At 60.1% G+C, this 21,070-nt stretch carries 19 protein-coding genes, 1 tRNA gene and 1 pseudogene; 12 read left to right on the top strand and 9 right to left on the bottom strand.

What is annotated here, in order from left to right:
• The first annotated feature begins 65 nt into the window (after positions 1-65).
• The 5 genes and pseudogenes from ACGKZZ_RS05910 to ACGKZZ_RS05890 all read left to right on the top strand — a co-directional run bounded on the left by ACGKZZ_RS05910 (position 66) and on the right by ACGKZZ_RS05890 (position 6,479).
• On the top strand, positions 66-1,370 hold the full coding sequence (locus ACGKZZ_RS05910; protein ID WP_411222555.1) for an ATPase: 1,305 nt from the start codon (positions 66-68) through the stop codon (positions 1,368-1,370).
• Positions 1,371-1,484: 114 nt separating this feature from the next.
• Positions 1,485-1,561: transfer RNA gene (locus ACGKZZ_RS05905), tRNA-Met, on the top strand.
• 266 nt (positions 1,562-1,827) lie between these two features.
• Positions 1,828-5,349, top strand: coding sequence for a chemotaxis protein CheB (locus ACGKZZ_RS05900; RefSeq protein ID WP_411222554.1), 3,522 nt, complete (start codon positions 1,828-1,830; stop codon positions 5,347-5,349).
• Positions 5,333-5,707 (top strand): response regulator, encoded by a 375-nt coding sequence (locus ACGKZZ_RS05895; protein ID WP_411222553.1) that lies wholly within the window; start codon positions 5,333-5,335, stop codon positions 5,705-5,707. The genes ACGKZZ_RS05900 and ACGKZZ_RS05895 overlap by 17 nt, the downstream gene beginning before the upstream one ends.
• Positions 5,708-5,808: 101 nt before the next feature.
• Positions 5,809-6,479, top strand: a pseudogene (locus tag ACGKZZ_RS05890) (DUF4386 domain-containing protein).
• Between the two features lie 53 nt (positions 6,480-6,532).
• Here the strand turns inward: ACGKZZ_RS05890 and ACGKZZ_RS05885 are convergent.
• A complete protein-coding gene (locus tag ACGKZZ_RS05885; protein WP_411222552.1) occupies positions 6,533-7,735 on the bottom strand; it encodes a LytS/YhcK type 5TM receptor domain-containing protein in 1,203 nt (400 codons plus the stop codon).
• A gap of 132 nt (positions 7,736-7,867) precedes the next feature.
• On the opposite strand from ACGKZZ_RS05885, the gene ACGKZZ_RS05880 reads away from it, so the two are divergent.
• Positions 7,868-8,248 carry a carboxymuconolactone decarboxylase family protein gene (locus tag ACGKZZ_RS05880; RefSeq protein ID WP_411222551.1) on the top strand — a complete coding sequence of 127 codons (381 nt, stop codon included), beginning with the start codon at positions 7,868-7,870 and terminating at the stop codon, positions 8,246-8,248.
• 25 nt (positions 8,249-8,273) lie between these two features.
• On the opposite strand, the gene ACGKZZ_RS05875 is transcribed toward ACGKZZ_RS05880, so the two are convergent.
• The 6 genes from ACGKZZ_RS05875 to ACGKZZ_RS05850 all read right to left on the bottom strand — a co-directional run bounded on the left by ACGKZZ_RS05875 (position 8,274) and on the right by ACGKZZ_RS05850 (position 14,337).
• A complete protein-coding gene (locus ACGKZZ_RS05875) occupies positions 8,274-9,275 on the bottom strand; it encodes an ABC transporter ATP-binding protein (RefSeq protein ID WP_411222550.1) in 1,002 nt (333 codons plus the stop codon).
• The gene (locus ACGKZZ_RS05870) at positions 9,272-10,297 is read right to left on the bottom strand and encodes a Gfo/Idh/MocA family protein (RefSeq protein ID WP_411222549.1); all 1,026 of its coding nucleotides are present in this window, start codon (positions 10,295-10,297) and stop codon (positions 9,272-9,274) included. The genes ACGKZZ_RS05875 and ACGKZZ_RS05870 overlap by 4 nt, the downstream gene beginning before the upstream one ends.
• Positions 10,294-11,133 carry a carbohydrate ABC transporter permease gene (locus ACGKZZ_RS05865; protein WP_411222548.1) on the bottom strand — a complete coding sequence of 280 codons (840 nt, stop codon included), beginning with the start codon at positions 11,131-11,133 and terminating at the stop codon, positions 10,294-10,296. The genes ACGKZZ_RS05870 and ACGKZZ_RS05865 overlap by 4 nt, the downstream gene beginning before the upstream one ends.
• An 8-nt stretch (positions 11,134-11,141) precedes the next feature.
• Positions 11,142-12,068 carry a carbohydrate ABC transporter permease gene (locus ACGKZZ_RS05860; protein ID WP_411222547.1) on the bottom strand — a complete coding sequence of 309 codons (927 nt, stop codon included), beginning with the start codon at positions 12,066-12,068 and terminating at the stop codon, positions 11,142-11,144.
• 75 nt (positions 12,069-12,143) lie between these two features.
• Complete coding sequence (locus tag ACGKZZ_RS05855) at positions 12,144-13,397, bottom strand: ABC transporter substrate-binding protein (protein ID WP_411222546.1); 1,254 nt, start codon at positions 13,395-13,397, stop codon at positions 12,144-12,146.
• 25 nt (positions 13,398-13,422) lie between these two features.
• Entirely contained in the window at positions 13,423-14,337 is a 915-nt protein-coding gene (locus ACGKZZ_RS05850; protein WP_411222545.1) for an N-acetylmuramic acid 6-phosphate etherase, read from the bottom strand.
• 141 nt (positions 14,338-14,478) lie between these two features.
• Here ACGKZZ_RS05850 and ACGKZZ_RS05845 point away from each other — a divergent pair, with 141 nt between their 5' ends.
• The 6 genes from ACGKZZ_RS05845 to ACGKZZ_RS05820 are packed head-to-tail and all read left to right on the top strand — an operon-like array spanning position 14,479 to position 18,958.
• Entirely contained in the window at positions 14,479-15,375 is an 897-nt protein-coding gene (locus tag ACGKZZ_RS05845) for a BadF/BadG/BcrA/BcrD ATPase family protein (RefSeq protein WP_411222544.1), read from the top strand.
• The gene (locus ACGKZZ_RS05840) at positions 15,372-16,124 is read left to right on the top strand and encodes a GntR family transcriptional regulator (protein ID WP_411222543.1); all 753 of its coding nucleotides are present in this window, start codon (positions 15,372-15,374) and stop codon (positions 16,122-16,124) included. The genes ACGKZZ_RS05845 and ACGKZZ_RS05840 overlap by 4 nt, the downstream gene beginning before the upstream one ends.
• A 27-nt stretch (positions 16,125-16,151) precedes the next feature.
• Complete coding sequence (gene nagA / locus ACGKZZ_RS05835; RefSeq protein WP_411222542.1) at positions 16,152-17,309, top strand: N-acetylglucosamine-6-phosphate deacetylase; 1,158 nt, start codon at positions 16,152-16,154, stop codon at positions 17,307-17,309.
• Positions 17,306-17,446 (top strand): hypothetical protein, encoded by a 141-nt coding sequence (locus ACGKZZ_RS05830; RefSeq protein ID WP_411222541.1) that lies wholly within the window; start codon positions 17,306-17,308, stop codon positions 17,444-17,446. The genes nagA and ACGKZZ_RS05830 overlap by 4 nt, the downstream gene beginning before the upstream one ends.
• A gap of 4 nt (positions 17,447-17,450) precedes the next feature.
• Entirely contained in the window at positions 17,451-17,933 is a 483-nt protein-coding gene (locus tag ACGKZZ_RS05825) for a GNAT family N-acetyltransferase (RefSeq protein ID WP_411222540.1), read from the top strand.
• Positions 17,930-18,958, top strand: coding sequence for a histone deacetylase family protein (locus ACGKZZ_RS05820; RefSeq protein ID WP_411222539.1), 1,029 nt, complete (start codon positions 17,930-17,932; stop codon positions 18,956-18,958). The genes ACGKZZ_RS05825 and ACGKZZ_RS05820 overlap by 4 nt, the downstream gene beginning before the upstream one ends.
• A 44-nt stretch (positions 18,959-19,002) precedes the next feature.
• On the opposite strand, the gene ACGKZZ_RS05815 is transcribed toward ACGKZZ_RS05820, so the two are convergent.
• Both ACGKZZ_RS05815 and ACGKZZ_RS05810 read right to left on the bottom strand, forming a co-directional pair.
• Positions 19,003-19,764 (bottom strand): alpha/beta fold hydrolase, encoded by a 762-nt coding sequence (locus tag ACGKZZ_RS05815; RefSeq protein WP_411222538.1) that lies wholly within the window; start codon positions 19,762-19,764, stop codon positions 19,003-19,005.
• Positions 19,764-21,065: a TRAP transporter large permease gene (locus ACGKZZ_RS05810; protein ID WP_411222537.1), complete on the bottom strand. Its 1,302-nt coding sequence runs from the start codon at positions 21,063-21,065 to the stop codon at positions 19,764-19,766. Before ACGKZZ_RS05810 ends, ACGKZZ_RS05815 begins: the two co-directional genes overlap by 1 nt.
• Positions 21,066-21,070: the final 5 nt, after the last annotated feature.

Genomic DNA, 21,070 nt, shown 5'->3' with positions numbered 1-21,070 from the left:
TGTTGCCACATTGCCTTGCGACATTCAGGCCAACGCAATCTGGCTTAACCGTTCCGGGGCACAAGATGAACATGCAACCCACCGCCGTCATGGCGCCTCCTCCGCCCAAGCGCATTGACGACATGCAACTGCAACCCGTGATGTTGCGCGACATCATGCTCAAGACGATCTTTCGCAAGAACGTCTCCACCGCGATGGACATCGCGCACGCGATCTGTTTGCCTGTCCCGATCACGCAAGAACTCATTGATTACGCGCGTGGGCAGTTGCTGCTGGAGGCGACCGGTACGCTCAACGCCAATAACGGCTCGGAAATGGGTTATCAGCTCACCGATGCGGGCAAGGCACGCGCGCTCGATGCGCTGGCGCAATCCGAATATTACGGCCCGATGCCGGTTCCGTTGGGCGTATACTCCGAACAGGTAAAACGGCAGTCGATCCGCAATATCCACATTTCGCGCACCCAATTGACCGAAGCGATGGGCCATCTGGTGCTGCCCGAGAATTTGCTGAGCAACCTTGGCCCCGCCGTTGGCGCCGGGCGCTCGATCCTGATGTACGGCCCTCCGGGCAACGGTAAATCCTCGATCTCGAACGGCATCCGCGATGCGATGGGCGACAAGATTTATGTGCCCCACGCGATCGAGTACGCCGGACAGGTTATCACGGTCTATGACCCGATCGTGCACAGCGCCGCCGAAGGCGCATCCAGCACGTCTGGTCTGCGTCTGACCAACCGCTTTGACACGCGCTATGTGCTGTGTGACCGCCCCACCGTGATCACCGGCGGTGAGCTGTCGCTCGACATGCTTGATCTGGTCTACAACCCGACGGCGCGCACCTATCAGGCACCGCTACAGCTCAAATCCACCGGCGGCATCTTTATCGTTGACGACCTCGGCCGTCAGGCCGAACCCCCGCAGAAACTGGTCAACCGCTGGATCGTCCCGCTTGAAGAAGCGCGCGATATTCTGTCTTTGCAATCGGGTGAAAAATTCGAAGTTCCGTTCGACACGTTGGTGATCTTCTCCACCAACTTCCACCCGAACGAGATTTTCGACACCGCCGCCCTGCGGCGTATCTTCTTCAAGATCAAGATCGATGGCCCGGATCAGGCGAATTTCCTCAAGATTTTCTCGATGGTGGCGAAAAAGAAGAAGATGCAGCTTTGCGAAAAGGCGCTGATTCATCTGCTCAAGACCAAGTACCCCACGATCCAGAACGTCTATGCGAATTATCAGCCGATTTTCCTGATCGACCAGATGATCGCAGTTTGCGATTTCGAAGGGTGGCCCTACAAAATGACCCCGGACCTGATTGACCGTGCCTGGGCAAACATGTTCGTGAAGGATGAACATATCGTAAAATAGTGCGCACACGTCGCGCCGGATTGGCTCCACATCGGCCCGTGCCGGATCGGTGCGATTTTCGGCCGATTTCCACTTGACGAGGCGCGGCGTCACCCGTAATCACCACGTCGTTCTGGCGGTGTAGCTCAGTTGGTTAGAGCAGCGGAATCATAATCCGCGTGTCCGGGGTTCAAGTCCCTGCACCGCCACCAATATCCTTGAAAGCCTGGCCAAGCCGTCGAGACATCTGCTCGGGCCGAAGATGCACAGTCGCAAAAAGACACGACGTTGGCGCCCCTGTCCCGCTTCAATTTTTTGTCTTGGCGCTGATGTTTGACAAGACATGCAATCCGCCGCTGACCACGGCTCCAGCTTCCCTATGCACAATAGCCGTATAAAGGCTGGAATTTTTCGTGTTTATCTGGAATATATCAAGCCTGTATTAGACCGAATCCAAAGCCATTTCTGAAGGATGCCCATGACCGGAAAACCTGTCATTCCGATCGTCGGGATCGGCGCGTCCGCAGGCGGGCTCGAGGCTCTCAAGACCCTGATCAGCCGCACCTCACCCCTAACTGGCGCGGCCTATGTCATCGTTCAACATCTGTCACCCGATCACAAGTCGATCCTGCACGAATTGTTGCAGGCGCAAACCGACATTCCGGTGGCGCAGATCAATGCCGGCGACCGGATCGAAGCCAATCATTTCTACGTCGTGCCGCCGGGGAACGTGGCCAGCATCGAAGACGAGCATCTGAAGCTGACGATCAGGGACACCCATGATGCGCAGCATCGCCCGATCGACACCTTTTTCACGTCGCTTGCCGCTGCGCGTGGCCGCGACGCCTATTGCGTGGTGTTGTCGGGCACCGGCAGCGATGGCTCGGCCGGTCTGAAAGAGGTCAAGGCCGCTGGCGGTTTCGCTTTGGTACAGGAAAGCAAGGGCGCACGGTTTCCCGGTATGCCTGACAGCGCCGTTGCAACCGGGCTGGTCGATTTCATTCTGCCGGTCGGTGAGATTGCGGCGCGTCTGGACGAGATCATCCAGCATCGCTGGCAGCTTACCGCGGGCGACGAATCCGACGCACTGAAGAAAGAGATCGAAGCCGCCCTGCCGCGATTTGCGTCGCGACTTGCCGACGTTGCCGGAAACGACTTCAGCGACTACAAGCCCGGCACGCTGGTGCGTCGGATCGAGCGGCGCATGACCGTCTTGCGGCTGACCGATGTAGAGACTTTTCTGAAATCGCTTGACGACGAAAAGCAAGCACAGCTCCTGGCGCAGGAGTTCCTGATCGGCGTCACGCAATTCTTCCGAGATCCGGACGCCTTCAAGGCGTTGCGAGAACTGGTGGTCGATTCCCTTCTGTCCACGACCGAAGGAACCATCCGTATCTGGGTGCCGGGCTGCTCTACAGGGGAAGAAGCCTATTCGCTGGCCATGCTCATGATCGAGGAGATGGACGCGCGCAAGGATCAACGTGTGGTTCAGGTGTTCGGCACCGACATCGATACGCCATCGCTTGTCGCTGCGCGGTACGGGCTTTATTCCGCAAGCGCCGTGGAAAAACTGAGCGAAGAGCGCCGGGACAAATTTTTCCAGCTCGAAAACGGTCAATATCGCGCCATTCCAAAGCTTCGGGAAATGTGCGTTTTCGCGCCGCACAACCTGTTGCAAGACCCGCCATTTTCCCGGCTCGACCTGATATCCTGCCGGAACCTGTTGATTTACCTGTCATCCAATCTGCAAAAGCAGGTCATTCCTCGGTTCCATTTCTCCTTGCGTGGTAAGGGCCATCTTTTCCTCGGCCCCTCCGAAGGGCTTTCGGGGGAAGAGCAGTTGTTTGATGTGATCGACAAGACCCATCGGATCTTTCGCAAGAATGTTGAGGCGCGCACCAGCTATTCGGCCTTGCTCGAAACGCCGCGCCGTCCCCGCGCCTTGCCGCCCGAAAAGCAGGTGGATGCAATTCCGTCGGATGTGTCGCTCGACATGACCAGAGAAGCGTCGGTCCAGCGCGATTTCCTGCGCAGCTATGCCGCGCCGTTTGCGCTGTTGTCACGCTCTGGCGAGGTTCTTTACCTTTCGGAAAAGATGACGGGTTTCGTGCGCCCGTCGCAAGGCGCATCGTCAACGATGTTGGATGCGTATCTCACGGCCGAGTTGCGTCTGCCGGTGCGTACCGCACTTTCCGAGGCCGAGAAAACCGGCGAGGCGCAGCGGGTCGACAATGTTGTGGTCGCCGGCGAACCCCGGCCGCGCATCTTTGACATCGAGGTTGGCCCGAGCGGCTCGGACTTCATTCTGGTTCTCACCGAAGCCCGCGCCGTTGACGCCACCCGCCTCGGTGCTGCCGTCGAGGAGCGCGAGACTGCGGATCGCGATATTCTGGAAACCGAAAACGTCCAACTGCGCAAACAGCTTGCCAGAACCTTGCAAGAATACGAGACCTCTGGTCAGGAGCTGAAAAGCACCAACGAAGAATTGATGAGCATGAACGAGGAATTGCAATCCTCGAACGAAGAACTGGAAACGTCGCGCGAAGAACTGCAATCCATCAACGAAGAGCTCGAAACCGTCAATGCCGAGCTTCAGGAGAACAACCGCCTTCTGACCCGCGCCAATTCCGATCTGAAGAACCTCTTTGAATCAACTGACCTGGCGGTGCTGTTTCTTGACCGGGAATTCTGTGTCCGGAACTTTACACCATCGACGGCAACCTTGTTTGGCATACGGCCCCGCGACATCGGACGGCCGATTTCCGACCTGTCCTCGCGGATCGACTATCCTGAATTGGAAGAAGACTCGCACAAGGTCGACGAGACGCTTCAATCGTTCGAACGTGAAGTAAGGGTGAAAGCGTCGGGCCAGACCTTCCTGTTGCGCATCAAGCCGTACCGGACAACCGACAACCGGCTGGATGGCTATGTGTTGTCGTTCGTCGACATCACCCAGCGCAAGACCTATGAGGAAACGCTCCAGAAGAACGAAAAGGAAATGGCCCGGCAATATGCCGAGCTCGAAAATCTCTATGACACCACGCCTGTCGGCCTGTCGCTCATGGACAAAGATTTGCGCTGGCTGAGGATCAACGAAAAACTGGCCGAGATCAACGGGTTCTCGATTGACGACCATATCGGGAAATCCTTTGAGGAATTGCTGCCGGACATCGAAAACAAGACCGAAGAGGTGTACCATCAGATTTTCGCAACCGGCGAACCGGTGCTGGGGTACGAGATCGAAGGCGAGACCCCTGCATCCCCTGGTGTGAAACGGTACTGGATCGGAGATTTCTATCCGGTCTGGCAGGATGACGAGGTTTTCGCGGTAGGTGCCTGCGTGCGCGAAGTAACCGATCATGCGAAGATGGTGCAGCGCATCCAGGCGCAGAACGACCAACAGAAATTGCTGCTTGGCGAATTGCAGCACCGGGTGAAAAACACGCTGGCAACCATCAGCTCGATTTCGAAAATGTTGTTGAAGGGCGTCGATGATCCCGCGGTCTATCAATCGCGGCTGGAAGATCGGCTTGGGTCGATATCCAGAACGCATGATTTGCTGACTGACTCGAACTGGACCACCACTACGTTCTCCGAGATCGTCAAGAACGAAGCCGCCCCTTACCATCGCGCCGAACAGGCGCGCGTCCGGCAGACCGGACCGGAATTGAATCTCAGCGCAAAGCAGGCTCTGGCGCTTGGCATGGCCATCCACGAGCTGATGACCAATGCGGCCAAATACGGAGCGCTCTCGGTAGACGAGGGCCATGTCGTGATTGGCACCGCGCATGATGCGCTGGACGGAGAAAACCGGGTTCGCATCGTATGGCGGGAATACAATGGGCCCAAGATCGAGACGCCGCCGGAGCATACCGGATTCGGCAGCCTTGTTCTCGAGCGGGTTCTCAAGAGCGACCTGTCTGGTGACATCAATATTGACTATGATGAAGACGGACTATGTTTTCAGGTGGATTTCAGTTTGGATGAATCAAATGACTAATTGCGACATTCTCATTCTGGAAGACGAGGCCATCATTGCGATGGATATCGAAATGACCCTTGAAGAAGCGGGTCATGGCAAGATCGCGGTGTGCAGCACGGTCGAAGAGGCCATAGCCCAGATTGAAAAAAGCGCCCCGAAACTTGCCTTGCTCGACTATAACCTCGGTCACGGGACAAACAGCGTTCCGGTTGCGAAGCGGTTGAGCGAACGCAGCGTCCCGTTTATCATCCTGAGCGGCTACACTGAATCCACGGTCCAAATACCCGACGGGCTTTCCATTGCCGGGCGGCTTGCGAAACCGTTCCAGACGGCGGAATTGGTCGCCAAGGTTGAAAGCGCCTTGAACGGTTCTTGAGCGGACCGCTCGCAGCACTTTTGGGGCCACAAACGACATCTGGCTCATCACCATTGTCTCGTGCAGCTCGGCTGGATCGCATTTGAGAAAGGGAGGCCCATATGGCCAAACTTGCTCCGTCTCAAGAGGTCGCGCGCTGGTCGCGCCTTGCCGGAGTGCTCTATGCCATGGTCATCGTCACCGGGCTTGGTGCCGAGCTTGGACTGCGCGGCCCGCTGATCGACCTTGACAATGCGCGCGCCACCGCAACTGCCATCCTGAACGCGCCACGCCAGTTTCGGCTTGCGATAGGAGCGGACCTTGTCATGGCGCTGTGCGATGTCGGCCTGGCTATTCTTCTCTACCTCATCTTCCGCGCCGTTTCGCCGACGCTGGCGCGATGGTCTTCCGATTGGTTCAGGCGGTTCTGATCGCGTCCAATCTTCTGGCTTTGCAAATCGCATGGATGCTGCTCTCAAACACCGACGAGATTGCAAACTCGCCATCCCTTGCTTTGATTTTCCTTGAACTGCATGGACAAGGCTATGATCTCGGGCTCGTATTCTTTGGCGTAAACAGCCTGCTGATGGGCGTGCTTGTCTGGCAATCAGGTTTGTTTGCGAGAATTTTTGGAGCCGCACTTGCGATTGCCGGAGCGGTTTATCTTATCGGCAGCGGCCTTCGGTTTTTTGCGCCGGAGTTTGTTGGTCTTTTCGCGCCGGCATATGCCCTGACAATCCTGGCAGAGAGCGCATTCTGCGTGCGTCTACTGTTTCAAGGCGCCAAACCCTGACAGACGAGGCGCGCTCGGTTCAATCCTTTGCGCATGCACCGCTCTTTGTCGTTCTAGCCTGCGGGGCTGCCCCATCTTTGTTGCATGAGAACATCTGCCTTGGTGAACAGGCTCGCAACCTTCGGATCCGGCACCTGCGCCACACTCGAAACCTGGCTTTCTTTTCGTACCCACTTTGCAAAACGACGCGTGTGCCGTGTCTTGCGAGACTTACCTGTGGCGTTCAGCAGTCGCGTCAGCGCGTCCGAGAGGTCGCCTCGTGTGGCAAGATCGACAAGATGGATATCCACAGAGATGCGATGGCCATCTGACCCGCTCAGTGCATAAGGGTCTTCGGTCGCCGATCGTCTGACAATTGTTTTCGTTGCATCAATATCCAGGAGTTCGTCATGCGTCAGAGGCAGAACGAGCGCCGAAAATCCATAAAGACATGCAAGTTCGCAGTGAGGTAGCATCGCGGTGAGCCGCAGCCGCATTGCCGCCACCAGACGTTTCTGCATCAGATGCGTATTCCAGACCGAAATCAAGTTGTTCTGGCGAAGCTCGATCACCAGCGCCTGTGTAAAGGAGCCGTCCGCCAATGCGGTCGCGCGCACGCTGCATTCCCGCTCCAGCGCGCGCAGCGGCATCAATCCGGTATCCGGGTCAACCGACACCGAGGCGCGCAAGGCTTGTTCCGTGTCATAGCTGCGCCGTTCTGCGTCCAGCATGCTGCCCAACAGCGGAACCACGAGCAGGTTGATTGCAAGGATTGGCACCGCCGCCTTGGCGAAGAACCAGTGCGCAAGCTCTCCCGGGAGAAGGAATGCCGCCACGAGATGTGCCGACATGAGCACGGCCAAGACCAGATACGCCGCAATACCGCGCAACGCCACATCGCGATACCAGCGCGCCCAACACAGGCCCGCCGCCATCGCGATTGCCATGCCCGCCATCCCGGCCCACATGCCGACACCGCCAATACCGGCCCGCGCGGCGATCCCGATCGCCAATGTCACGCAGGCGGCCGGGGCGCCAAGAAACGCGCCCGCGAGGGCAACGGGCACATTTCTCAGATCGACGATCATGCCGTCAAACGGTTGAATTGGATGATACATTTCAAGAACGGCCACAAGCCCGAAACTTGCACCTAGCGCCAATTGCCCGATCCGGGGAAATCGCGAAAGGCGGCGAAGACGTGCATAGGCAAACGCCAGTGCCACGATCAGGCCAAGTGCGGCGATCAAATCCATCCATGCTGCAAAAACGTTATCCATGACATACCCATCCACGATTCATGCGAATATTGGGCGCAATCTCTTAACAACCTCTTGCCATCTAAAATTGTAGCGAAACTATCGTCCTCATGCCTGACCCGACGCCGGGCACATCACATGAAAGGAACTCACATGGGCAATTTTGACGAAGACCTGTTTCTCAAAGGTCTGGAGCAGCGCAAGGCGACGCTGGGCGCCGAGTACGTCGACAAGACCCTTGCTGCTGCCGACGACTTCACCCGCCCCTTTCAGGAGGCCATGACCGCGTGGTGCTGGGGCTTTGGCTGGGGAGACGACGTGATCGACGCCAAGACCCGATCCATGATGAATCTCTCAATGATCGGGGCCTTGGGCAAGATGACCGAATGGGAACTGCATTGCCGGGGCGCGCTCAACAACGGTGTCACACAAGACGAAATCCGCGCGATCATCCATGTGATCGGTATCTACTGCGGCGTGCCACAGGCGCTTGAGTGTTTCCGCGCGGCCAAACGGGTTCTGGAGGCGACGTGAGCCTGTCCGACGCGCCGTTGCGCAGTCATAAAGCGACGCGTTGACGCTCGCTGTCAAAGGCAAACGCCTTGGCGTCGTCGAAATCCAACTCGATGCGCTCTCCGACGCGCGTCTCGTCCTGACCGAAAATCCGCACGGTCAGGGGCTCTTTTTCGTCGGTCGACACCAAGAGGTTCGTATCTCCACCGAGCCTTTCAACATGCGTCACCGTGCCCTTGATCCGCCCACCGGCCTCGGGGCGCAGATATTCGGGCCGGATGCCCAAAGCGCCATTCGGCGGGATCGACAGCGGCGCCTTGCGCAGGAAATTCATTGCAGGTGAGCCGAGAAAGCCCGCGACAAACTGATTGGCAGGATTGTTGTAAAGCTCCATCGGAGAGCCGACCTGCTCGACCCGTCCATCGCGCAGAACCACGATCTTGTCGGCCAGCGTCATCGCTTCGGTCTGGTCGTGGGTCACGTAGATCATCGACGCGCTGAGGGTGCGGTGCAGTTCGGCAATCTCGATCCGTGTGTTCATGCGCAGCGCGGCGTCGAGGTTCGACAAGGGTTCGTCGAACAGGAACAGCTTGGGTTCACGCACGATGGCGCGGCCGATGGCGACGCGCTGGCGCTGACCGCCCGAGAGATCAGAGGGGCGGCGATCGACATAGGCCGCAAGGTCGAGCATGCGCACCGCCTTGTCGATCCGGCGTTCGATTTCCGCTTTCGGCTGTTTTTCCTGTTTCAGCCCCAAAGCCATGTTATCGCGCACATTAAGGTGCGGATAAAGCGCGTAGGACTGGAACACCATCGCAATGCCACGCTTGGCCGGTGGCATGGAGTTGACGACCTCACCGCCGATGGCCACCGTGCCGCTGGTCGCATCTTCAAGGCCCGCGATCACCCTGAGCAAAGTGGATTTGCCACAGCCCGACGGGCCGACAAACACCACGAACTCGCCCTCCTCGACCGTGAGGCTGATGTCTTTGAGAACCTCGATGGTGCCGAAGGACTTGCACACATTGTCCAGAACCAGTGCCGTCATGCGCGCTCTCCCAACTCGACCGGTCGGCCGCTGCGGATGCTTTCATCCGCCGCCAGACAAATGGCAAGGGATTGCACCGCGTCGGTCATATGTCGCTCCAAATCAATGTTGTTTCGTACCGCCTTGATCATAAAGGCCTGTTCGGCGTCGCAAAGCTCTTGATGCCCCGGCTCTCCGGGCAGGTCGATCAGCGTGTCGCCGTCGTTGCGATGCACCAGCAAGCCGCCCACCTTGGTGTGCCCGTCCACGTCTGCCGACGCGCCCTTGTTGCCGTCGGTGATCGACACCGCGCCATTGGGCGACACCACGTCCTTGACGAAAAACGCGGTCTCCGAAATCATCGGCCCCCACCCGGCTTCGTACCAACCGATGGAGCCGTCCTCGAACCAGACCTGAAGCTGGCCGTAATTATACATGTCCGGCGCGATCTCGTCCGACAGGCGCAATCCCATGCCGCTGACGCGCACCGGGCGCGCATCGGTGATCTGGCACATCACATCGACATAATGCACACCGCAATCCACGATCGGACTGGTGGTCTGCATCAGCGCCTTGTGCGTTTCCCATTCCGCGCCGGTCGATTGCTGGTTGAGGTTCATGCGAAACACATATGGCCCGCCCAGTTCGCGCGCCTCGGCGATCAGGCGTTGCCAGCTTGGGTGATGGCGCAGGATGTAGCCAACCACCAGCTTGCGCCCCAACCGCCGCGCCGTGTCGACAACGCGTTCAGCATCGGCAACCGTGGTGGCCAACGGCTTTTCGATAAACACATCCGCCCCTGCCTCCATCGCGGCGATGGCATAGTCCGCATGGCTGTCGGAATAGGTGGCGATGCACACCAGATCGGGACCAAGTGCCAGCCCTTCCTCGAAGGTCTGAAACCGGGGATAGCCCTGCAACTCTTTGGGCAAATCCACCTCCGAACGGTTGACCAGCCCGATGATCTCGGCCTCGGGATGCTTGTGATAGGCCAGCGCGTGACTGCGCCCCATATTGCCCAGACCTGCAACCACAACCTTCATTTCACTGCTCCCGATGTAATGCCCCGGATCAACTGGCGCGAAAAGACGACGTAAAGCGCCATCACCGGCAGGATCGCCAGCGACAGCGCCGACAGCACCGCGTTCCAGTCGGTGACGAACTGTCCGATGAACACCTGGCTTCCCAGCGTCAGGGTTTTCACCTCTTCCGCCGGGGCAAGGATCAGCGGAAACCACAGATCGTTCCAGATCGGGATCATGTTGAACACCGCCACCGTCGCCATTGCCGGCCGCACCAGAGGCAACACCAACCGGAAGAAGATGCGGTATTCCGACAGCCCGTCGATGCGGCCTGCGTTTTTCAAATCGTCGCTCACCTGCCGCATGAATTCAGACAGGATGAACACCGCCAGCGGCAGCCCTTGCGCGGTATAGACCAGGATCAGCGCCCAAAGCGTGTTGACCAGCCCGGTCTGCACCATCATCTCGAGGATGGCGACCGTGCCGACCCGGATCGGGATCATGATACCCAGAGCGAGATAAAGCCCCATCACCAGATTGCCCTTGAACCGGTATTCCGCCAGGGCAAACGCCGCCATCGCACCGAACAGCAGGATCAGGAACAGAGAGCCGACGGTGACGATCATGGAATTCTGGAAATAGAGGAAAAAATCCCCCTGTTTCATGACAGTCTCATAGCCGATCAAGGAAAAGCTCTCGCTGTTGGGCAAGGACAATGGTTCGCGAAAGATCGCCCGGCGCGTCTTGAAGCTGTTGATGATGATCACGAACACGGGAAACAGCGCAATCAGCGTGTAAAGGATCAGCGCGCCATGCATGGCGAACAGGTTCAAACGGCTTTGGCGGGCGGTGTTCATGGCGATCCTCAGAACTGGTAGCGGCGCATCCGCGACTGGATGCCGAACAGATAGATGCACACACCCACGAGGATGATCGCGAACATCGCCGATGCAATCGCCGATCCCATGTGCGGATCGCCGAGCTGCAACTGGAAACCAAAGAACGTGCGATACATGAACGTGCCCAGAATGTCGGTCGAGAAATCCGGCCCGGCCAACGCCCCCTGGGCGGCATAGATCAAATCGAACGCGTTGAAATTGGCCACGAATGTCAGGATCGAGATGATGCCAATGGAGGGAAGGATCAACGGCAGCTTGATCTTCCAGAACGCGGCAAAACCGGTGATGCCCTCAACCTCGGCGGCCTCAAGGATTTCATCCGGGATCGACAAGAGCGCAGCATAGATCAGCATCATCGGGATGCCGACAAACTGCCAGACCGACACCAGCGACAGCGTGGTCAGTGCGTATTCCTCTTTGCCCAGCCAAGGCGCGTACAGCGATTTAAGGCCAACAGCATCCAGCATACCGGGCGCAATACCCCAGATCGGCGACAGGATCAGCTTCCAGGCGAAACCCACGATCACGAAGGACAGGATGGTCGGGATAAAGATCGCCGAGCGATAAAAACTCGCAAAGCGCAGTCGCGGATGGCTCAGGATCGCGGCCAGCGCGACGCCGATCGGGTTCTGCACCAGCATGTGGATGATGAAGAACCAGAAATTGTTGGCCAGAGCGTTCCAGAACTGCGTCGACCAGACGCTGTCCCCGAACAGGGTGCGGAAGTTTTGCAGACCGACAAACACCCGCTCCTGCCCCACTTCGGTATAGAGCGACAGTCGCAGCGTGTTGAACAGCGGATAGATCATCACGGCCGTATAGACCAGCACGGCAGGCGCTAGAAACACGACGATATGCCATCTGAATTTCGGTTTCGTCTGCTGCTGTGGCATGGGCTGGACCTCGGGCGTGGATAATGCGGCAGGCGCGCCGGGATCAATCCCCGACGCACCTATGATGCAACCCGTTTACTGTTGCGGCTCGTACCAGCTCGCCAGACCCTCTTGCAGACGCTTGCCTGCATCTTCGGGCGCCTCGTCGCCCTTGATCACGGCCACGGAGGCGTTCCATGTCTCGTTCTCAAGGTTCGGTGTGCCGCGTGACAGCACCTGATAGGTCGAGCGGATCGTGCTTTCGCACTCGTCCCGCCAGGAAATGAACTCTTGCGCCAGCGGATCTTCGACCTCGACAGGGGCCGAGGACAGCGGGAAGAAGCCCGGCAGCGCATTGGCAAAGATCGTCGAGAATTCGCTCGACCCGACCCAGTTGAGGAAGGTCTTCGCCGCTTCGGGATGTTCGGTCGCGCTGTTCATGCCGATGCCGATATCGGTGTGATCCGAGATATAGCAGGTGTCGCCCTCGTTCTCGACCGGCGGATAAAACGCGCCCATCTCGAAATCAACAAGGTTGTTGAAGCCCGAGACCTCCCATGATCCGGCGGGATAGATTGCCGCGCGGCCCAGGGTGAAGATGTTCTGGCTGTCAGGATAGGTCTGCGCCTCGAACCCGTCGCCAAGATACGGCGCCCATCTGGCCATCTGGCGATAGGGCGCAACCCACGGCTCGTCGGTCAGTTTTTGCTCGCCCGACATCAGCGCCTGACGGCCCTCCTCGCCCTTCCAGTAGTTCGGACCGATATTCTGGTAGGCCATCGTGGCGGCTTCCCACTGGTCGTTGGTACCCATCGCCATCGGGATATAGCTGCCGTCTTCCTTGAACGCCTCCAGCACCGCAAAGAACTCCTCCACGGTCTTGGGCTCCTCCACGCCCACCTCCTCGAACGCTTCCTTGTTGTAGATGAAGCCATGGATCACCGACGCCATCGGAACACAGAATTGCACCGATCCGTCATCCGTGCTCCAGCCCGATTTAGCCACGTCCGAGAAATTCGACATCCCCTCCATGTCGCTCAGATCGGCAAGATGCCCGTTCTCGTAAAGCGCCAGCGACGCATCGAAAGGACGGCAGGTGATGATGTCGCCCGCCGATCCCGCGTCCAGCTTGGAGTTGAGAACCGCGTTGTATTCCGCAGGCGCGGACGGGGTGAAATTCAGCTTGATATCCGGGTGTTCGGCCTCGAACGCCGGAATGATCTTGTCCTGCCAGATCGCGAGGTCGTCATTGCGCCAGCTCTCGATGGTCAAGGTCACGTCCTGGGCGGCCGCAGCCCCCGCGATGACGGTCGTGGCAAGCAGAGCGCCAATCAGTTTCGATGGTGTCATTGTCTTCTCCCTGTTTGAACGCGCGTCAGCTGCGCGCGTTTTGCTGTGATCTGAGTGTGTCAAGGCACGGTCCAAGATGCCCGTCGTGCTGCGCAAGCAGCGCCTTCGCCTGCGCGAGTGAACAACCTGCCGCCACCAGCGTTGCCAGCTTGGTGCGCCCGTCCGTCAATTCGAGCGCCGCACGCGCGGTGTCCTCGGGCACGCCTGAAATCTGGCGCACCATGCCGATCGACCGGTTCACCAGCTTTGCATTATCGGCCACCACATTGACCATCATGCCGCCATAGACATGGCCAAGCTTGACCCCCATCAGCGACGACATCATGTTCAGCGCCACTTTCTGCGCGCTGCCGGCACCCATGCGGGTGGAGCCCGCAATCACCTCTGGTGGCGTCTCGATGCAAATCGCGATGTCCGCGAGTTCCAGAAGGCGCGAACCGGCATTGTTGGCCATTGCGACAAGCGTGGCACCCTGCGCCTTGCACCGCTCGGCAATCGCCACCGCGTAAGGCGTTGTCCCACTGGCGCTGAGCACGATCACAACGTCCTGTTGCGTGACGCCTTTCGCGATGGCGTCAACATCCTGAACGTCATCCTCTGTATCGCCCGGCATCCGCCCGTCCACGGGAACACCCCCGGCCATGTGGATCTGCACCGCATCCGGCGGGATTCCGAACGTCCCGGCCAGTTCGCTGGAATCGGCAAGCGCCATCAGGCCGGAACTGCCCGCCGCCGCATAGACCAGACGCCCGCCGGCCCGGATCGCGGCAGCCATCGCCTCGGCTGCGCGGACAATCCCGGCGGTTGCACCCGCGACCGCCGCAACCGCCGCCAGTTGGCCCTGCAAGAGCGCCGTCGCGGCTGCCGATGCGTCCAGTGCATCAAGAGCCTGCGTGTGCGTCAGTTGTTCAGTGGTCGGCAGCAGCGTTCGATTCTCCATTCCTAAATCAATACCTTTCGAATACCTTTTGTCCAGAAAATTTTAGACCATATCGCAAGCGCCTTATTTTAACGGGAATGCCTCGTCAAAGACCTAAACTCGAGCCTTTCTTTTTCATAACAGGTATTATAAAGGTATTACATGTCAAACGAAGCGCCCCCATACATCATCGGCGTGGATGGCGGCGGCACCGGGTGTCGGGCGGCCATCGGCACCTTTGCGCAAGGCGTTCTGGCCCGTGCCGAAGGGGGGCGCGCAAACGCCAGTTCCGACCCCGATCTCGCGATCCAGAATATCCTGTCCACGATCACCGACGCCGCAAAACGGGCCGATGTCACTGCGCAAGACATGCGCGACGCGGTCGTGCACCTTGGCCTTGCCGGCATCATGTCAGACAGCGACGGCAACCGCATTGCCGCAGGCCTGCCGTTCAACAATATCGTCGTGACCGAGGACATGCCCACCGCCGTTGTCGGCGCATTGGGTGGGCAGGATGGGTATCTGTTATCGGTCGGAACCGGCACCATCGTCGCCGCGAACAAGGGCGGGACGTTTAGCTCTGTCGGCGGCTGGGGCTTTCACCTTTCCGATCAGGCGTCGGGTGCGTGGCTGGGGCGCGCGGCGCTGGAGCAGGTCTTGCTGTGCCATGACGGGCTAGCCGATCACACCGGTCTGACGCGCGCACTACTGCAAAGGTTCGACAATGATCCCAACAGCATCGTGACCTTCAGCATGTCGGCGCGCCCGCGCGATTACGCGGCACTAGCGCCAGATATCGTGCGCGCCGCGCAGGCGGGCGACGGTATCGCACGGTCGATGATGCTGAAAGGGGCCGAGTACCTCAAGCAGGGGCTTGCGCGTCTCGGCTTCAGACCGGGCGACCGCCTGTGTCTGACCGGAGGCGTCGGCCCGCATTATGCGCCGTTCCTGCCCGACGATTACTTGAGCGGGCAAACCGCCTCGAAAGGCAGCGCGCTTGACGGCGCGTTTACGCTGGCGAGATCCCGGGCCGCGAACCAAAGAGGCCAGCGCAGATGACGATTGCAGAGTTTCTGGCCCCCGACGCGTGGCTGCGCCCCGATGGCGGCCCCCGCTATGTTCAACTGCGCCAACGCCTGAGCGAAGGCGTCGATCTGGGCCTGTTCAAGGCAGGCAACTCCCTTCCCCCGGAGCGCGAGATCGCCGCAATCACCGAATTGTCACGTGTCACCGTCCGCAAGGCCATTCAGGCGCTGGCCGAAGACGGCATCATCGTGCAGCGGCAGGGCTCGGGATCGTTTGTCTCGTCAGAGCCGCCGCAAATCGAACAATCGCTGTCGCGGCTGACCTCGTTCACCGAAGACATGGCGCGGCGCGGAATGGTGTCCTCAAGCGTCTGGCTGGAGCGCGGCATCTTCATGCCCTCGCCGGACGAACTCATGGCACTCGCATTGCCGTCCGACGCGTCGGTGTCGCGGATTGCCCGGCTCAGGATCGCCGGCGACAAACCGATGGCCATCGAACGCGCCGCCCTGTCGACCGAGATGTTGCCGAACCCGCTCCTGGTGGAGACATCGCTCTACGAAGTCTTGGAGCAGTCCGGCCTCAGACCCGTGCGCGCGCTGCAAAAAATCTCGGCGATCAATCTCGAAAATGCAGACGCCGCGCTGCTTGCGGTGGATGTCGGCAAGGCCGGTCTTCGCATCGAGCGCACCTCTTATCTTGCCGATGGCCGCGCCGTCGAGTTTACCCAATCGGTGTATCGCGGTGACGCCTATAATTTTGTCGCTGAATTGCGTATTGCCTAGCCGCCTGCCCTCAAAGGAGCGCCTCTCATGACCCAAATCGCCCATGCCTATGTCGGTGCACAGATCCACGACGGAACCGACCTGCACGATGGCAAGGCACTTATCGTGTTTCGCGATGGCACGACCGACATTCAGGATCAGGGCAGCCTGCCTGCCGATTGTGCGCAGCAAACCCTGAATGGCGGACTCATCACACCGGGCTTTGTCGATCTGCAAGTTAACGGCGGCGGTGGGGTCATGTTCAACGACGACCAATCGGTTGAGGCCCTCGACATCATTGCGCACGCTCACGCAAGCACCGGCACACAAGCGTTGCTGCCCACGCTCATCACCGACACGCCCGCACAAACCCGCGCTGCGATTGACGCGGTGGAACAGGCTATTGCCCAGCGCATAGACGGCATCGCCGGGCTGCACCTCGAAGGGCCGCACCTGTCCATCGCGCGCAAGGGCGCGCATGATCCGGCGTTGATCCGGCAGATGGAGGACGATGACCTTGCCCTGATGCTGAACGCAGCAGAGCGCATTGCCAATCTCATGGTCACGGTCGCGCCGGAGAATGTCACCAATGCCCAGATCCGTGCAATGGCCGATGCCGGGATCATCGTGTCATTGGGCCATACAGACGCCGATTTCGACACTTGCATGGCCGCCTTCGATGCCGGCGCGCGCTGCGTGACCCATCTGTTCAACGCGATGAGCCAGTTGGGCAATCGCGAACCGGGGCTGGTTGGCGCGACGCTGCAACGCGACGACATTCACGCCGGTCTGATCGCCGATGCGATCCACGTTCATCCCGCCGCCATGCGCACGGCGCTTTCCGCCAAGCCGAACTCCGAAACGGTGTTTCTTGTCACCGACGCAATGGCGACCGCCGGTTCCGATATCGACAGCTTTACCATCAACGGACGCACGGTGTTTCGACGCGACCACAAGCTGACACTGGCCGACGGCACCCTGGCGGGAGCCGATCTCGAGATGCCGCGCGCGCTGAGTATCATGACCCAACAGGTCGGAGACAGCCTCACCCAAGCGATCACCCGCGCGACCGCGACCCCGGCATCGCTGCTGCGTGACCGGAACGATCTGGGCCGCTTGGGCGGAGCGAACCGGACCGCCCTCTACTTCGAAGACGGGTTCCGCGATCCGGTCGTTCTGAACGACGGCAAACAGAGCGTTGAATGAGCGCGTCGGATTGGAAGAGAGCTCAAGCCAAATCGCGCAAGACACTGGCGAACGCCAAGATCCGCTGCATCGACGCGGGCTTCGGTGGCACGGGTGCAAGCGCCGGTGACGCGCACGACACGTCGGACAGGGATTGAGATCATGCATGAGACAACCATCAAGCTCGTGACCCGCGCCGACATACCGCATCTCGACAGCGCGCTGCGCGCGTTGGCCGGGCATCTGGGCGATGCGTACCGGAGCGATCAACAGACGCTCGCGGCGGCTCTTGGGGCTCCGAACGCCCATTGCCTTGCCATATTGGCGATGCGCGGTGAAACACCTGTCGGCGCGCTGCTGGCTTCGCTTATGTTCTCAACGATGCGGGGCGGCGCGGGGCTTTACGTCAGCGACCTTTGGGTGGCCGAAACGGCGCGCGGACATGGGCTGGCGCGCAGGCTTCTCGCCAACGCCCTGAGTGAAGGCACGGCGCGCAATGCAGATCGTTTCCTCAAGCTCGCGGTCTATGACGACAACCCGGAAGCGCGTGTCGTTTATGACCGGCTGGGCTTTACCCATCAGCCGCGTGAAACCAATATGGTCCTGATCGGCCCGGCCCTCGGGAACCTGAAAGAGACGACATGAAAGCCTTCTTCGACAACCGCCAGCGGAACCACCAGCCGCGTCATTTCATGGCCAACGGCGCGATCCGGCCAAACCCGGAACAGGCCGGGCGCATCGACCGTCTGCACGCCGGCGCACTCGAGGCCGGCTGCGACTTCGAAGCGCCCATCGACGCCGGAATTGGGCCGATTGCGGCGATCCACTCGCCGGAATACCTGCGGTTTCTGCAAACCATCCATGCCCGTTGGACGCAGATCGAAGGATCTGGCGACGAGGTGATCCCCAATATCCATCCCGCCAACCGAAGCGACAGCTATCCCAAATCCGCCGTCGGTCAGGCCGGGTACCATCAGGCCGACACCGCCTGCCCGATCGCCAGCGGCACATGGGAGGCCGCCTACTGGTCCGCGCAAAGCGCCATCTCCGGAGCCGATGCGATCCTTGCGGGCGAACGCTCGGCCTATGTCCTGTCGCGCCCGCCGGGCCATCATGCGTTCGGCGATCTGGCGGGGGGGTTTTGCTTTCTGAACAACTCTGCCATCGCCGCCGAACGCCTGCGCGCCAACGGGTTGCGCGCCGCGATCCTTGACGTGGACGTACATCACGGCAACGGAACACAAGGCATTTTCTATAATCGCGCCGACATTCTCACCGTCTCGATACATGCCGATCCGGCGGGGTTCTATCCGTTCTTCTGGGGCCACCACCACGAGCGCGGCGCGGGTGACGGACTGGGCTACAACCTCAACCTTCCCCTGCAACGCGGAACCGCAGATGACGACTATCTCGAAACGCTGCACGTTGCGCTGAACCGGATCAAGGCCTTCGGCGCGGATGTGGTTGTGGTGGCGCTGGGGCTAGATGCGTTCATCGACGACCCGTTCAAGGGACTGGCGATCACCACTCCGGGTTTCGCAAGAATCGGGGCCGCGATCGCGGGGCTTGGCCTGCCCTGCCTGTTTGTTCAGGAGGGCGGCTATATCTGCGACGCGCTTGGCGCGAACCTGACATCCGTGCTTGGCGGATATCGCGATGCGAGCGGCTAGGTCCGGCGCATGGCCGTTGTGAAACCGCTCGCAACAGGCGCGTGTCATGCGTCTTCGAGAAACCCCTCGACCATCTCGTGAAACAGACGCGGTTTCTCAAGATGTGCGGCGTGGGCCGCGGCTGGGATCACCGCCAGTTGACCAAGCGGCAGGTTGCGCCAGAGGGACTCCACCTGCTGCCAGCGATAGGAGCGATCATTGTCCCCCCAGAGAACCAGCGTCGGCATCGTGAGCCGGTCTAGCGCGGGGCGACCGTCCCAATGCGCCATCGCGTCAAGCGCTGCACGCGCCGCCTGCACGCTGGCTTGCGCTCCGATGTCGCGGACCGCGGCGAACCCCGCCGCGTCCTCGCCTTTCAGGAACCACGTCGCGCCGATCCGGCTTGCCGTGGCCGCGACCCCGTCATCGACCAACCGCGCGCGCGATGTGTCGAGCGGCTCGAACCGGTCGGGCATCGCGCCAAGCGGGCCGGTTCCGTAAAGCACCAGACGCTCGACCCTGTCGGCGTGGTTCGCGGCGATCTCCTGCGCGATCATGCCGCCCATCGAATGGCCCAGCAGGATGAACCTGTCGATGCCAAGCTGGTCCAACAATTCGATGACCGCCTGCGCAAATCCCTCGATCCGGTCGCATCCGGGCAAGTCTGCCGCCGCGCCGAAACCGGGCAGGTTCGGCGCGATGACGTCGTGAGTGGCGCTGAACCGGGCGATCTCGGCCTCCCATTGCGCGGCTCCGCCAAGGTAGCCGTGAACCAGCACCAGCACAGGGCCGCGCCCGGCGCGAAGATGGGGCAAGGGCGCGGACATCAGCGCATCTGCTCGGGCAGCCACAGAGCGGTCTGTGGAGCGAAGATCAGGATCGCGATCAGCAGGATCATCGCGCCGATGAAGGGCAGACAGCCCATGATGACATCGCCGATGGTCACCTGTTCTCGACTGATCGCCTGTATGACATAGAGGTTCAGCCCGACAGGCGGTGTCAGCACCGCGATCTCCATCGTGATGGTGTAGACGACCCCGAACCAGATCAGATCGAACCCGGCGGCATCCATCAGCGGATAGATCGTCGGCAGCGTGATGAACGTCATCGACACCGGCTCAAGGAACATGCCGAGGATGACATAGAACACCAGCACGATCAGCAACACTGTGTAGGGCGACAGATCGAACGACAGGAACGGTTCGGTGAATTGTTGCGGCACGCGGTAATAGGTCAGCACAAAGCCGAACAACACGCCCGCCGACAACAGCAATCCCAGATAGCCCATCGTGCGCATGGTGGCAAAGATCGACGCCACAAACCCGTCCCAGGTCAGCCCGCCAACCCCGAAGGCCAGAACGACCGTCAGCAGCGCGGCGACGGCGGCGGCCTCGGTCGGGGTGGCGATACCGGCATAGATGGCGACCGTGATGACAAGTCCGATCAACAGAACCGGCCCCACCGTGCTGAGGATCATCAGCATCGGCATCTTTTGCGCGTCTTCCTGACCCGGAATATCCTCGGGCTTGAGAATGCCCCAGACCAGCACGATCAGCACAAAGCACGAGACCAGGATGATGCCGGGAATGACACCCGCGATGAACAGGTCTCCGATGCTCTGATCGGCGACAATGCCGTAAAACAGCAGGATCAGGCTGGGCGGGATCAACACCGAGAGGGTGCCACCGGCGGCCAGAACGCCGCTCGACAGACGCTTGCCATAGCCAAGGCGCAGCATTTCCGGCAATGCAACGCCGCCGATGGTCAGCGCGCCCACCATGGACGAACCGCACACCGCGCCGAACCCGGCGCTTGCCCCGATCGAGCCATAGGCCGCAGAGCCGCGAATGCGCACGCCTTGGTGCAGGAACTGGTAAAGGTTCGGCCCGATTTGCGATTTGCCTATCAACTCTCCCAAGAAGACGAAGAGCGGCACCGCAAGCAGGATGTAGTCGATCCAGACCCCCCAGAGTTTCAATTCCGAAGACACGACCGAGGTGGAGAACCCCTGGATATTCCACAAAAAGGGCAGCGACGCAGCGGCGAGGGCAAAGGGGATCGGCAGGCCGATGACGATAAAGACCATCAGCAGGCCAAGCAATCCCAGCCCGACAGTGTACCATTCCATGAGAG

Origin of the sequence: Marivita sp. S2033 (assembly GCF_046592965.1) — a bacterium.
In the GTDB taxonomy this organism is placed as follows: Bacteria; Pseudomonadota; Alphaproteobacteria; order Rhodobacterales; family Rhodobacteraceae; genus Marivita.
This window is presented reverse-complemented; position numbering and strand designations above follow the sequence as displayed.